10 protein-coding genes and 4 pseudogenes are annotated in these 12,631 nt (G+C 45.6%); 3 read left to right on the top strand and 11 right to left on the bottom strand.

Annotation, left to right across the window (positions count from 1 at the left end; translation table 11 throughout):
- Nucleotides 1-453: 453 nt before the first annotated feature.
- Nucleotides 454-1,854 (top strand): hypothetical protein, encoded by a 1,401-nt coding sequence (locus IQ257_RS26265; protein WP_193879914.1) that lies wholly within the window; start codon nucleotides 454-456, stop codon nucleotides 1,852-1,854.
- 348 nt (nucleotides 1,855-2,202) lie between these two features.
- On the opposite strand, the pseudogene IQ257_RS31275 reads toward IQ257_RS26265, so the two are convergent.
- Both IQ257_RS31275 and IQ257_RS26255 read right to left on the bottom strand, forming a co-directional pair.
- A pseudogene (locus tag IQ257_RS31275) lies at nucleotides 2,203-3,003 on the bottom strand (DUF4351 domain-containing protein); the annotation flags it as partial.
- A gap of 173 nt (nucleotides 3,004-3,176) precedes the next feature.
- A pseudogene (locus IQ257_RS26255) lies at nucleotides 3,177-3,431 on the bottom strand (hypothetical protein); the annotation flags it as partial.
- A gap of 61 nt (nucleotides 3,432-3,492) precedes the next feature.
- Here IQ257_RS26255 and IQ257_RS26250 point away from each other — a divergent pair.
- Nucleotides 3,493-4,209, top strand: coding sequence for a Uma2 family endonuclease (locus tag IQ257_RS26250; protein ID WP_193879920.1), 717 nt, complete (start codon nucleotides 3,493-3,495; stop codon nucleotides 4,207-4,209).
- A gap of 54 nt (nucleotides 4,210-4,263) precedes the next feature.
- Nucleotides 4,264-5,424, top strand: coding sequence for a hypothetical protein (locus IQ257_RS26245; protein ID WP_193879922.1), 1,161 nt, complete (start codon nucleotides 4,264-4,266; stop codon nucleotides 5,422-5,424).
- Nucleotides 5,425-5,656: 232 nt separating this feature from the next.
- Here the strand turns inward: IQ257_RS26245 and IQ257_RS26240 are convergent.
- From IQ257_RS26240 to IQ257_RS26200, 9 genes and pseudogenes are all read right to left on the bottom strand, one after another.
- Nucleotides 5,657-5,887, bottom strand: a pseudogene (locus IQ257_RS26240) (hypothetical protein); the annotation flags it as partial.
- A 41-nt stretch (nucleotides 5,888-5,928) separates the two neighbouring features.
- Nucleotides 5,929-7,158: a permease gene (locus IQ257_RS26235; protein WP_193879925.1), complete on the bottom strand. Its 1,230-nt coding sequence runs from the start codon at nucleotides 7,156-7,158 to the stop codon at nucleotides 5,929-5,931.
- A gap of 775 nt (nucleotides 7,159-7,933) precedes the next feature.
- Nucleotides 7,934-8,149: a hypothetical protein gene (locus IQ257_RS26230; RefSeq protein WP_193879928.1), complete on the bottom strand. Its 216-nt coding sequence runs from the start codon at nucleotides 8,147-8,149 to the stop codon at nucleotides 7,934-7,936.
- A complete protein-coding gene (locus tag IQ257_RS26225) occupies nucleotides 8,146-9,258 on the bottom strand; it encodes a CHASE2 domain-containing protein (RefSeq protein WP_193879930.1) in 1,113 nt (370 codons plus the stop codon). Before IQ257_RS26225 ends, IQ257_RS26230 begins: the two co-directional genes overlap by 4 nt.
- Nucleotides 9,259-9,582: 324 nt before the next feature.
- Nucleotides 9,583-10,077 carry a hypothetical protein gene (locus IQ257_RS26220; RefSeq protein WP_193879933.1) on the bottom strand — a complete coding sequence of 165 codons (495 nt, stop codon included), beginning with the start codon at nucleotides 10,075-10,077 and terminating at the stop codon, nucleotides 9,583-9,585.
- A complete protein-coding gene (locus IQ257_RS26215; protein ID WP_193879936.1) occupies nucleotides 10,078-10,425 on the bottom strand; it encodes a PadR family transcriptional regulator in 348 nt (115 codons plus the stop codon).
- Nucleotides 10,426-10,609: 184 nt separating this feature from the next.
- Nucleotides 10,610-11,011, bottom strand: a complete 402-nt coding sequence (locus tag IQ257_RS26210) for a hypothetical protein (protein ID WP_193879939.1) — start codon at nucleotides 11,009-11,011, stop codon at nucleotides 10,610-10,612.
- Entirely contained in the window at nucleotides 10,977-11,435 is a 459-nt protein-coding gene (locus IQ257_RS26205; protein WP_193879942.1) for a hypothetical protein, read from the bottom strand. Before IQ257_RS26205 ends, IQ257_RS26210 begins: the two co-directional genes overlap by 35 nt.
- Before the next feature lie 322 nt (nucleotides 11,436-11,757).
- Nucleotides 11,758-12,631, bottom strand: a pseudogene (locus tag IQ257_RS26200) (DUF2157 domain-containing protein); the annotation flags it as partial.

Raw genomic sequence — 12,631 nt, 5'->3', positions numbered from 1 at the left:
GTGATGGGGTGATGGGGTGATGGGGGAGAAGAGTAACACCTCAACAAAAGTTTAAATGTCCCTTTGTCCCCCCACCTTCCCCACTCCCTACTCCTAGGTAAATTTAATCGTTGTTCCCTAATAGTGAATGTCTGGTGTCCCACTTGTGATACCCTATTGGTGTCAACCATGTTCTCTCTTCTGCTTATCCCAGCGATCTCTCACGCTTGGGTTCTCTCCTGAATTAAGGGTGAAACCTCGGCTTTGTCTAACAAGCAAAGACTAGGCTAGCCTCATTTTTCCTCGATTGATTTCTATCCTTTCGTTGTGAGCTTCCGCTTGTGTCATTAATTGCCGTGGTACTCTCTTGTTAAGGGGAGCAAGGGCAGGGACTTAAGTATCTTTCATCCTAAAACTTCTCTTAATATAGGTCTTTATTAGGACTGTCCGGCTGTTGGGAACAGGGTGGTATAGATGGATCTAGAAGTTGCTCGCGCTTATTGCAAAAAAAGTCTAGTTGGAGCCATCGCACAGCTACAAGGCTCTGTCGAGCTGACTCAACTAGAAACGCTCGCTGATTTGATTACCCGAACTATGACGGGTCAATGGCGTTATTTTCACACGCCTGAACATATTTTTGAGGTTGGCGGGTCAGTGGATGCCGTTGAGGTCTTGGCAGCCCTATTCCATGACCTCGTTTACGTGCAAGTCGATCAAGATATTAATTTTAACATTAGTCGTTATATTGCTCCCTTTATTAAGGAAGTCAAAGGACAGTTGGGGATTCTCCAAGCTGGGGAACTACCCGTTGACCCGATTTTTGAGATTGTGATGGCTGTATTTGGGTTTGCTCCTGCTCAAGTTCTCTCTCCCTTCAACGGGCAAAATGAATTTTTAAGCGCCATTGTTGCTGCCAAAGCTTTAGAGGCTTTTTTGTTACCCAGTTTTATAGGGCAAATTGCCGCCTGTATCGAAGCGACGATTCCCTTTCGTCCTTTGTCTCCAGAGGGTTTCAGCCCCAGTGAAGAACTCTACCAGCGCCTGGAAAAAGCAAATCATCAGTTTAAATTTAGCTGGAGTCAAGCCCAAACAATTGAAGTGGTGAAGCGTTCAGTGCGACTGGCAAATCGGGATGTGGAGAATTTTGCCTTCCCAAATTCTGGAGATTTTTTAGACAATACCTGGAATCTCATGCCGGAAACGAATCATGAGTTGAGTAATGCAGATTCTTACACCGTCCAGGGATACCGTCGCTCACTGTTGAAAATGGAAGCCTTTATGAACTTCCTGAAGCCAGAACGAGTATTTAAGCAGTTTAAGGGAGAACCCGATGAGTTCACTTACCGCCAGCTTGTTTTAAAAACCAGAAAGAACCTGGAAGTGGCAAGGCTTTATCTAAGGGTTAAGCTAATTGCGATCGCGATTTTGGAAGCTGTCAGCTACAGCTTAGGACGAAGCGTTCCTCTCACTACCTTGATGGGAGAATTGCCCCGCTCAGAAATAAACACGCCAACCTTGGAGCAGTTCCTGATTGATATGCCCATCGCCAACCCTCCTGAAACGCCTCTGGAGAGGGAGGTGTTAGAGTTGCTCAGTAAGGGACGAAATCAGGAATCGGTTTACGATCTCAAAAATTCACCCATTGCCACTACTATTATCAAATCTATTGGGTTTGGATCGGTTGGACACTTGAACCAGCAAGCTAAGGCGTTCTTTTCTGGTACGATTTCGGCAGAAGCATTTCTGAAGGAGTGTAACGCTGATGCGATCGGACGGATAATGTGTGCAATGGAGAAGCTTTTTGAAAGTCGTGCCGCAAAATTAAAAGAATTGAGAAAAAAATTGAAGGAATCCTGCGTTTCACCTTTGGGATAATTGGCTCAAGCTCCTTTGGAGAGTAGCATTCTGGAGAATGAATGTGGCTTGCCCTGAACCGATAAAAATGAACTGAAAAAAGGATTACGGCTTAACTTAAGGCATAGGAGAAATTTCTAACGTTTGAGGTAGGGAAATTTAATCCTAATTTTTGGTGCGATCGCTGTTGGTGCTTTCTGGTTGGGACGACGCAGTAAGCCTTCAACCGCAAGCCTTACCTACAGCAATGGTTCTTCTGAGTTGCCAGAATCTGACATCGGGGTGTTGTCTGAATTGCCTGTTTTGGCTGAAAAGAACCATCATCATTCATCGGTTACGAGTCAGGAGTGAAAAAGTGAGAGCGATCGCTTACTTCACCTCTTCCTCATCTCCTTCCCACCTCTGCTTGTGTTCCAACCAAGCTACTAAATCAGCCATTTCGGACAAATCCAATAGCGCTACTCCCAAGATTTCCAACTGTTCAGGGGATAACCTGTGAATCTGCTCAATCAGTAAGGGGTCAATCTCACCCAATTGTCGAGTTAGCTGGCGTGTAATCAAAGCTATTTCTACTTCCCGCCTCTCCTGTTGGTCGAACCAAGCCATTAAATCAGCCATATTGGAAAAATCCAACAGCGCTATTCCTAACTCCTCCAATTGCTCAATCGATAACGCCCGAACCCGCTCAATAGGTTCCGGGTTAACCTCACCCAACCGTCGATTGAGTAGGCGTATTACCAATGAAAGTGCCTCCTGTCGTCTTCCTTGTTGCAAGATATCTTGATAAATGACAGACTCGCGCATGATGTCCTCCCGAAAAAACTGGCGTATTAAATCTTTTTCAAACCGCAGTCCGGCTAGAATCTCGGCACAACCAGCAATAGTTTGTCGCTGCTCCCTATCAGGAATTGTAGCGGTTCGTTCCGCCACCTGTGCCAGTAACCCTTGAGGGGAGTCAGTTTGCGTCAAAGTCGCTAGGGGCAATAGTCCTGGATTGGCAAGGAACGGGGAAGAATCTTGCTCCCATAGGCGGACAACTCGATAATGATGGGACGTACTTCGGTCTTGATAGGTATCAGTAAAGACTATCTCATTGGTGGTGGCTTGCAAAAAGATGACTACCTGCTCTATATCGCATCGATATTGCCGTTTTAATCTCACGGAATGATCGCCTTCCCCTGAAAGCCTCAGCAAGCTAAAATCCAGACAGGAAGTGATCGCGAAGAGTGTCAATCAGCAGGAGGATACCAACCACTAATTGCCCAGCGCCAACGCGCAGACACAATGATTGGGTTGTTCATTCGCAACACAGTAATGGTTGCGCGACCTGTAAACATAAGAATTTAGGACAGGGGTACATGGTGTCCGCGCCAGCGAAGTAGTGCTGCTGCCTGTGCCTTTCGCAGCATGAAGCAGTCTGCCTCAGTTCGCAGTGCTGTTAGTTCTGCTCGTTCGGCATCCGTCAGCGTACCCTCTTGATTGCGATCAAGCAGGATATTGTACCGCTCCATATCGGCTATAGTCTTTCGACTTTGAGCGATTTTCCACAATGCCTCATCTTCCATTCTGTCTAAGGCAGCTAGGTCAACCTGAAACTCATACTAGTAAGGTTTTGGTTAATCTAAAGGTATTAAAGACCCATGCTAGGGAGCCAGTGCGATGTCAACTGAGGCGAGTACAGAACAAAAATCCCTGATAATTGAGGATTGGTGGGAACCTCCGATGCCACCCACTGATTTAATTTTCGATGATGGGGAACCGATGGAGAGTAACCGCCACCGCATTGCGATGAATATCCTGATTCGGTCAATCAATCAGGCTTTTGCTAACCGTAATGATTTTTTTGCGGGAGGCAATATGTTTGTTTATTACAGTAGCACTCAGGCTCGTAACCGGGATTTCAAGGGGCCTGATTTTTTTGTAGTGCTAGATGTGGATGGCACAAGGGAGCGTCAAGGCTGGGTAGTATGGGAAGAAAATGGTCGTTATCCGGATGTAATAGTGGAACTGATGTCTCCTTCTACAGCAGAGGCAGACACGGGAGTTAAGAAAAATATTTACGAGCAGATTTTCCGCACTCCGGATTACTATGTCTTCAATCCCTTTGACCGGGATTCTTTGCAGGGGTGGCATTTGGATGTAAATCAGCAGTATCAGCCACTTACACCCAATGAGCAGGGGTGGCTGTGGTGTCAGCGATTAGGTTTGTGGTTGGCAACTTGGGAGGGGACGATTGATCGAGAAACGGCAGTGTGGTTGCGGTTTTATGATGAGGCTGGCAATCTGGTTTTGTTACCAGAGGAAGCAGCAAATGCGCGATCGGAGCGTTTAGCGGCTCGATTAAGGGAATTGGGTGAAGACCCAGATAGTATATGACTCTGGTATTTAGTGAGTTTTCCTATCGGAAACTAACCAAGAGTGGAGACATAAATGATCATCAAAAGAGAGTTGAAGAAAGATGGTACAGTCTGTCTTTATCTAGCCGAGGAGAGCTACAACCCTGAGAAGAAAAAGGGAGAAATCACAAAAAAAAAGGGAGAACCCAAGATTCTGAAAGCTTTAGGAACGGAACAGCCAGTCCAAGCTCAGGCGTTCACAGAGGAGAGAGCAGTCGTTTGGGCAGAGGGTAGAACATTAGGAAATGTAGTACCGTTTAGCGAAAATATTATAGGAAAATTCCCTGAAGCTGAATTTGGTACAGGTGTAATACTTCCCTGTGATATCGTTCCGGCTGGAAAATTCCGAAATGGGGCAGAGCGTTGGTGGTGTCGCACCCATCAGGTTCATTGGGGAACAAAAGCAGACTTACAAGCGGCATTGCAGTCAACAAAAGAGGGTATTTGCTGTTCCAATGCTGACCAGCCCATGCATTACACTAAAAATCCCTTGATTCTTGACCCGATAGATTATCCTGGAGGAGTTGGAATTTGGGCAGCACTGCCATCGGCTATCAACACCACCAACGAGCCAGATCTTACAGAAGTGCGAGTTCATGTCCACGCTCGCAAGAACCCTTCTGGCAGTAAAACCCTTGACTGCAACTTTCCGGCTGTTGTCGTGGTAGATCCGGGAACGCTGCTATTGGACTCGAAGACAAGAACACGGGTTATTATTGCACCTCCGGCTGCTCTGGCTTATCTAGAGGCAATTATCAACCAACGTCCTTTAGATACACTGCTGTGCCGCTACTGTAGCCACCCACACTTGGACTTAGGAGACTTTGCCAAAAACCCGCATAGGAAACACTTTTGTGCTAACTGCGGTTACGACACCAATTGGTCTAAAGAACCTATTGTCAGCAATCCGTTGAAACTACTGTCAGATAGCCTGACCTTAAATCCTGAGTTTGTAACAAGTGATCGCACCTTAGACCTACGGGATTATGATGGCTGTCAGGTCAAAATCTGGGCTTCAACTCCTGCCGTTCTATGGACTAGCCCATTACCACAGGTCACAGGCATTCACATCCACATTTACAAAGGTGAGAAGAAGGTTTTAGATGATACTTTTGGGCAGGTAACTGGGCTTGATGGTTCGTCTCTTGAGCGAGAAAAACTACTTGCTACTATGCTTGAAAAGGTTGGCTGTTAACTGTATCAGTTGGTAGCAGCGGGTCGATTTCAAATTCTCGTGAGCAGCAAGGGCATAGCAGGGAGGCGATAACTCTCAGGTGGGTCAAGGAGCGCTCGCATTCCAAGAATGGGAATTCGCTGGAGTGACGCCCGATAGCCAAGCGACTCATGTTCGATTCTCGACACCATAGAATCTGCGCTAGCGAAGCATCCCGTTAGGGTTATCGCTCCCCTACAGACACGCTTAACTATCAACTCCCTCTAACGCCACTCGCTAAAATGCCCAGGATTTTATTCACATCTGTTAGGTAATACTCAACCAAATCAATCTCAACTACTTTCCCTTTGAGTTTTAAAAATTTCCAATTCGTTCCCGAAGTCACAGTCCCATAAATTACAGAAATCTCATTTCCCTCGCGTTCGTTGAATATCTGAGCCGCTACCATTTCCGCTACACATTGCCCCAGTCCAGCCATAATATCTAGAACGTTTATTCAGTAGTCAAGTCAGCGGGAAAAAGCATTCAGCTAAAGAAAGTCGCCATTAAACCACCTGCCAACCAAATATAGGAGACAATCGCCAACCAAAAGAGTACGCGCTCAATAATACTTGACTTGCCACCACCGTGATGCATCCCTCCCTTCTTTTTGTCGCCCCCAAAGCGAAGCCAAGCGAGAACACCCGTCACGGCAAGAAACCCAAGGTTGAGAAAGAACGTATAGTCAATGGCAAAGCGCTGCGTCTGTGCTGCACTTTGCCCTCCACCTTGAGGCAACAGTCCAAAGAGTGCAAAGCCGTAGTGCATGGCAATCGCCGTAACAACAAGCGCCGCAAAAAAGACACCGACGATATACAGGGAAACTTTCCATCCGTAATACTTGGCATTCACGCGAATGATGGGAAACACCACCAAATCGCTAAAGATAAATGCCATAATCCCGGCAAAGCTAACACCATTAGCAAATAGAACTGAAGCCAGGGGAATATTACCCATCGAACCGATAAAGGTGAAAAACGCTGCAACGGGTCCGATTACCGCATTTTCCAGAACTGCCAGAAAGCTGGGATTACTGCCTTGCCCTGAACCAATAAAGAGGAACTGAAAAAATGATCGCGGCACGAATACAGCGATGACACCCGCTACGGTAAAGCCGATGGTAACATCTTTCCAGACCATATTCCATTCCATGAAGTAGCGACGTGCTACCTGTTCCCATCCTTCTTTACTCTGCATCTTTTCCTTCCAGTCAGGGACTTCTTCGCCTTCCTCCTCTTCACCTTCTTTTTCCCGCAATCGTCTGCGTGCCTTTCTAATCAGCTCTTTTGGGCGAGTGAAACGAACAATAATCCACATAAAAATAATTAGAAGAATACCCCCTAAATACTCGCCAACAACAAACTGCCACCCTAAGAAAATGGCAATAATAAAACCCAGCTCAATCACCAGGTTCGTTGATGCTAATAAGAAAGCAAGGGATGGAACAAATCCTGCTCCTTTTTTAAAGAGTGCCTTTGTCGTTGCTAGCGCAGCAAAGCTACAGGAACTGGAAATAAAACCGAAAAAAGTACCCAGAGCGACGCTACTCTTTCCAGCTTCGCCCATCGTTTGCTTCATTCGTTCACGGGTAACGAAAACTTGGATAGCGCTACTGACAATATAACCCAGAATAAATGCCCATAAAGCTTTCCAGAAAAAACTGAGGGAGGTAAGTGCTGCCTCGCTGTAGAGTTGCCAAAAGTTTGCGTTGTTCATGGTGATTTTTGTTGATTTTTAATAAATTGATGGGGTTTCCCATACCCGACACCCCACACCCAGCGCGAAGCTGCGACTTTATTCATGAGAGTGTCCAGATTCTTCAGAGTGTTCAGGTTCAGTTTCCGTCCCTCCGTGTTCGTGAGTTCCCGCTTCCGCTGCATCCTCTGGCAATAAAAATTCAAATTCTCCCCGCACTTCTGTATGCCGTATTATTCCACCTTGAAGTCCTGCCCATGTTTAAATCGTCGCTATCTTTGAACAGAGCATAGATTAACAGGAAAAGCCCACCTATAGCCCCTATAATAGGAAAGTGATTAAGGAGTAAATGTACGTGAGTCCAACTCAATTCCATTTCTTATTACCCGACATCTAAACGTCTTACAGACAGCACCTGTAAGTTGACATAGCCTCGTCAAATTGAACTTGAAAAAAGCGATCGCTGTTTTTTATCATCACAAGCCAGACTACTGACTTGCAGCGAGGTAGTCTGTAAACGTCAACTTATGGGAGAGTTGACAATTACAGTGACTCCAACCATCGGCTTCACTTTAGTGCGATCGCACGGATGAATTCCTCTTACTTAAGGCAGAGGATAAAGTTCTAACTATTGAGGTAGGAACATTTCATACTGATTTCATCTTTTTCTGCAAGGCTACGGAGTTTGACAACATCGGCTTTCTCAAACTGCTTATCCCTTTGGCTGCCCTAGAAAAAGACGCTCTCCGAACTCATGCAACAGTCAAAAAAACGTCTGGCTTCAGCTTTTATCGTTTTACTTGTGATTTCTACTACCCCAATGGCTGTTTTTGCCCATGCGGGGCATGGTGATGAGTTCCACAATGAAACTGAAGCCCCGACTAATCCGGAAGGCATCGTAGTAGACGCGGCAACTGCGCGTCAAATGGGAATTAAGGTTCAGCCTGTTGCTAAAGAGTTTTTGGATAGTGGCATCAAAACCACCGGACAAATTGAAAATCAGCCTAATCAACGGGCAGAAGTCACCGCACCCATTCCCGGAACCGTTGTCGAATTGTTAGTTGAACCGGGCGATCGCACTTGCCAAACGACAACCGCACCGATACTCGACCAACCCAGAATCCAAAGCCATTCTACAGGTTCCCACCATACCCCGATTGTGGGGCGTCCGTCGAAGGCGGCACTGAGAATTTGGCTGATAAAGCTAGCTTGTAGCTCGACACCGAAAATCGGTTGCGCTGCTCCCAAGTGTCCTCCACTATAGGGCGTGTAAAAAACATCTTCTAAGCTGGGTGCTCTTGAGCCAATGATGATAATGCGATCGCGTAACCACTCAGCCGGGACTCGATCTGCCAAGATATCTGCAATGGAGACAGTCCGAAAACCACCGGGACGGCGAAGATTAGCGATAGTTTGATAGCCGCTGCTGTCTGCTCCCACATAGCCCCCATCGTAGGGTTTAAACATGGGAAAGACGCCCTGGTTCAGTTGCAAATAGTCAGGATGGTTTGCTGAGGGTTGGGGAGTAATTTTTTCAGGTTGCAGATACAGTAAGGCTAGCTGTAGGGCAAAACTGGTATAGGCATCACCCTCAACGTGCCAGTAGAGCAAGCTACGACGAACTTTGCCATCGGCATCAACTACAACGTTATTGAATCCAACCTGCTGCTGGCTTAAGGCGGGGGGTGGGGCAACACCTATACTACTATCATCCTTAAGTCTCTGAATTCCAACTAAATTGGGGATACTTTGCGCCGCTTTCACAAATTCTGCATATCCGGGTTCAACGGGTAAATCCCGATAGATGTCTAAGCCAATAGCGCGGGGTTGATAGGTATTTACTTTTCGCAGCAGTTGAGCCATGACGCGATCGGGAAGGGGCCATTGCCCTACTTGTCGAAGGTTTGTTTCGTTAATCTCTACAATAACGATGCGATCATCTGGGGGTTCTGGAGGACGCAGGCGAAATAACTGATCTAATGCAGCCAACTCCGATGATTGCAACATTCCTATCATGCGAAGAATAATCACGATACCCGTCACTCCAGCGGCAGCAAGTGGTACTGAGCGTTCTTGCTTAACCCACTGTTTCAGTCTGCGACCTAGACTTACTTTTAACATTTACGTGACTGTAATACTATCCCAAAAAAGAGCCATTTCTATCTAGATTTCGGCAGAGCTTATTTGGCAAATTAATGTTTTTTATCAATTATCTCTTGGGATATCGGTTCATGTCAACAGACGATAGGATCGGGATTAATAGTTCCCAATTATGGGTTATATCTGGGCTAGTATTTGTTTTTATAAAAATAAAAATAGAGGACTTAATTAGGGAAGTTAAAACAAAAAAGTATCCAAATATTTTCGTAGGGCAGGCGTCTCGCCTGCCATTTTTGTAGGGTAGGCTAAAAGAGACAGGCAAGATGCCTGTCCTACTATCGATTGCTAGAGTCGTCTTCTGGCAGCAATAACTAACCTTTTCAGCTTAAGCGTACCGACAGTAATGCAAAATCGAGTTAATCGCCAGTACGTTACTATCGTCACCTGCCAGCGAGGAGCGCCACTCTCTAGTAATTGGCGATAATTTAACAGGATGTCGTGCAGCCAATCTTGATAGTCTTCCCACACTTGAGGGGTTTTATTAGAAAGAATTCGAGCAATCCAATTGGCGAATCTAACTTCACCTTTCAACAGAGGATAACTCACCCCCAGAATGAATGCACCCAGGAGGATCAATAAAACAAGACTCAGCCATGATGCTATATTAGTGGGTACTCCCAACATCACTAAAGCCAGTCCTAATCCGAAAAATATCAGGTAGCCTGAAAATTCAACAGCTAGCCAAACAAGGGCTTTGGCAAAGACTTGGGTAATAGACTGAATAAAGCGTAGTATCCGTAAGTTGAACGTGAACAGTTGGTGAAGAATTTGTCGCATCATCTAAAGTTCTCCGAGTACAGGTTGCAATTGCTGTAAGGTGTTGAGAAACTGTTGCTTTTTTTCTAGGGCTTGCAAGCCGGAGCCTGTAATTTTGTAGTAGCGTCGGCGTGCGCCAGTGGTTTCTTCTGGGGCTTCATCCCCCCAGCGAGAGCTGACAAAGCCTCGCTGTTCCAGCTTTCGCAACGTGGGGTAAAGGGAACTGAAGCCAATCGTGCGTTCACCGTTACTTGCTTGCGCGATCGCATTCATAATCTCTAAGCCATACCGCTCCCGAAATATCAGGGCGTTGAGAATGGCTTCCTCTATCAACGTCAGATCCAGGGTGTCGTCCTTGTTTCGCTTGGACATTGCTGTTTTTAGATATACATCTTTATTTCATAGTATATTCAAAAATTGAATATAGATGGCACGAGTCTCTCCCAGCGCTACATCGGGGCGTTCTAGCTGTAAAGAGTCTCTGAGAGTTTTGACAGAACCAGCATTTCAGCTCCTCGTTGCCCTATTTCGCACGTATCTCGGAATCAGCGCATCACTAACTCTCTAACCTGTTCTTGATAATCTTTAAAGAGTCAAAGCAAAAATCAACACCATATTTTGCGTAATGCTCTCTAGCACTGCAATTCAAGTCTTCCAAGTCTCGTAAATACCTAGCAGTCATACTCGCCCTAAAAAGAGTCTCGTAAGCATCTTGTAAATCATCCCATCTCTTAGCTCTTGCGAGCTTCTTAACATATTTCCACCTAGCACCATGTGGTGAGCTATCGCTAACATCAAAGCTATCTATTTCACCATGACGTAAAGCATAATCATTGATCCAATGAAGAGCTGCATAGAAACACATAATAACAGCCCAGTCAGGAAAACCTGACTGGGCTGCGTTGGCAGTCTCTTCGTTAGATCTAGCTTGCCGCCGATAAACACTCTCTTCGGGCATAGCTAGAAGCAATTACCTGATTTTCATTTGAAACGGTTGGGAATTTTCTGAGCATTTGAGTCCCAAAATCCCAATCTCCATCATTAGTTGTATCACACAACATCCATTCAGTCTCTCTTACCAGAGCCATTGCTTTTGCAGCAAGTTCTCTTCTCTCAGGAGGATGTATATAAGACAATATTTCAAAAGTAACCTCATGTAAATCATCCGGTTTATGCGATACAGCTCTCACTCGCTCAATTCCTGGTAATTTAGCCAGCGATTTTACCAATTTCTCTATTTCTGTAAATCCAGAATTTTTAGAGATGTCTGAGCCAGCAGACAAAGCAACTATTTTTTCGATTACCAGTTCAGCTATCGGGTTCACAACTCGATAAGCTCTACCTTTTGTAAGTACGGTAGTTCTGGTTGGAGATAAAGTCATATAATCCCCTCCGGGAAATCTACAGAACAAACCAATTCTGTGACGGTGCCTAGCTGAAGCCGCACTGCCAAAAAATTGAATTGCTCTGGAAATTAACACTTGCCAACAATTATAACACTAATAGACGAGTAATGCTAGTTAAAGTTCTCCAAAATCACCGTGCCTTAACACTCTGATCGACAGTCTTCACAAAAGGTTTAGTCTTTCACGGCTACTCTCGAAAATCACTCCGGAGTGTGAGTTGTTGTGATAACAGTTTCTACTCCTTGTTTCGGAATCCGAAACGGTAGTGAATGGGTGTGATTGCCAAATCTCCGTCCAGTTAAGCCCATTCCTGCAACTGGGCAATCCAGTTTTGCAACATAGAAATAATTTGCTCGCGTCGCCGCTCAAAGTTCGCCGCAATACTAATAAAGAGGATACCAACGATTAAACCAATCACCCATTTAGAGAAGGGATAGCGGAAGCTCAGAACCACCAACTGATAAAAGACTGTTAGTAAAAACGTGCCAGTACCGACAAACAGAAATGCCCGCACTCGCAAGCCCAATCCCGCAAAGATAGTGATAACGCTGATAATTCCGGGGATAAGTCCAGTGTCTTGATGGAACCAGAAAGCTGTCAGGCAAATTATGCCGCTACCTAGCAAGCGAAGATAGTGACGTGCTTGTCTAGAGTGGGGCATTCTCAAATCTGGATCAACTTGAGCAATGTAGAGTAAGGATAAACCAATTGCAGTGGCGTACCACAAAGGTTCAGTCAGAGACTGATTCTCTAACCAACGAGCGATCGCCCAATCAATAAACCCTAAACTAACATAAGTCCAACGCAGATTTGACCGACGCTTCGCAACCCAGGCATAAAAACCCGCAACTGCTAGCAAACTGATAGAAGAAATAATCTGAAAATTTAGCCAAACCGTTAGCAGTGGAGAAACTAAAGCATAGTGTTGGAAAGGGGTAGAATTCCATCCCCACCGTCGCCAAGGGAATTGGTAGAGAAAAAAGGCGATCGCACAAGCAATAATTACTCTCCAGGGATCGAATATGCTCAACTGTGTCCATGTCAGACGTGCATAGACACCTGTTGCCGCCACTTCCGTTAATCCTGCATAAATCCAGAAGTCAGAGGGAGATGAGGAAGAAAAATTATTTCCTTGTCTCCCTTGCTCCCTTACTTCCCCGCTCCCCAGCTCC

This window comes from Coleofasciculus sp. LEGE 07092 (assembly GCF_015207375.1).
Classification (GTDB): Bacteria; Cyanobacteriota; Cyanobacteriia; order Cyanobacteriales; family Coleofasciculaceae; genus LEGE-07092.
Note: the sequence above shows the minus strand (reverse complement) of the source record. Positions and strands in the feature narration are given on the sequence as shown.

Excerpts from the sequence above, each read along its gene's own strand:
- IQ257_RS26225 (WP_193879930.1), bottom strand. The coding sequence starts at position 9,258 with ATGTTAAAAGTAAGTCTAGGTCGCAGACTGAAACAGTGGGTTAAGCAA.
- IQ257_RS26215 (WP_193879936.1), bottom strand. The coding sequence starts at position 10,425 with ATGTCCAAGCGAAACAAGGACGACACCCTGGATCTGACGTTGATAGAG.
- IQ257_RS26245 (WP_193879922.1), top strand. The coding sequence starts at position 4,264 with ATGATCATCAAAAGAGAGTTGAAGAAAGATGGTACAGTCTGTCTTTAT.
- IQ257_RS26210 (WP_193879939.1), bottom strand. The coding sequence starts at position 11,011 with ATGCCCGAAGAGAGTGTTTATCGGCGGCAAGCTAGATCTAACGAAGAG.
- IQ257_RS26220 (WP_193879933.1), bottom strand. The coding sequence starts at position 10,077 with ATGATGCGACAAATTCTTCACCAACTGTTCACGTTCAACTTACGGATA.
- IQ257_RS26265 (WP_193879914.1), top strand. The coding sequence starts at position 454 with ATGGATCTAGAAGTTGCTCGCGCTTATTGCAAAAAAAGTCTAGTTGGA.
- IQ257_RS26250 (WP_193879920.1), top strand. The coding sequence starts at position 3,493 with ATGTCAACTGAGGCGAGTACAGAACAAAAATCCCTGATAATTGAGGAT.
- IQ257_RS26235 (WP_193879925.1), bottom strand. The coding sequence starts at position 7,158 with ATGAACAACGCAAACTTTTGGCAACTCTACAGCGAGGCAGCACTTACC.
- IQ257_RS26205 (WP_193879942.1), bottom strand. The coding sequence starts at position 11,435 with ATGACTTTATCTCCAACCAGAACTACCGTACTTACAAAAGGTAGAGCT.